Genomic DNA, 728 nt, shown 5'->3' on the forward strand with positions numbered 1-728 from the left:
ACGCGCTCGGCCTCGCCGTAGTCGTGCACGGCGTAGTGCATGGTGCAGCGGTTGTCCCACATCACCACATCGCCTTCCTGCCACATATGACGGTAGACATTGTCGGGCGTCGTCGAATGCTCGTACAGGAAATCAAGAAGCGGGCGGCTCTCGGCGACCGTCATCCCTTCGATCTGCTTGGCCGTCTCGGGGTGACCAACGTAGAGTGCCTTGCGACGGGTCTCCGGATGGGTACGGACAATCGGGTGCACCGCCTCGGGAATCTTGTCGATCCCCCTCATCCTCGCCAGACGCAGACCCGCGAACCGCACACGCAGGCCCTCGAGCATGCGCTGCATCGTTGGCGACAGTCGGTCGTAGGACACGTACTGATTGCACCACATCGTGTCTCCTCCGTGAGGGACCACCACGGCCGAGAGGATCGAAATCTTGGGCGGTACGGCGGTATAGATCGAGTCGGAGTGCCAGGCTTCGGTGGACGCCGTTTCCTTGGGAATCTTGGTAACCTGGATGAGGCCCGGGAAACCCGGCACGCTAGGATCCAGTGGGTTGTTCTGTGCCGGATTGCCCCAGAGCTTCGCGAACTGGACATGGGCTGCCGGCTGCAGCCGCTGGCCGCGAAATACCAGCACACCAGCGTCGAGAAACGCGCGATGCAGCACCTCGAAGGTCGTGACGTCGACTGGCTCGTTCAGGTTGACCCCTTGCACCTGCGCGCCAACCGAACC

General features: G+C 62.5%; 1 protein-coding gene. It reads right to left on the bottom strand.

From position 1 onward, the window contains the following. The coding region (locus AWB68_RS45780) for a TauD/TfdA dioxygenase family protein (protein WP_087650526.1) at nucleotides 1–728 on the bottom strand (728 nt) is incomplete at both ends.

Origin of the sequence: Caballeronia choica, from assembly GCF_001544535.1 — a bacterium.
Lineage (GTDB): Bacteria > Pseudomonadota > Gammaproteobacteria > Burkholderiales > Burkholderiaceae > Caballeronia > Caballeronia choica.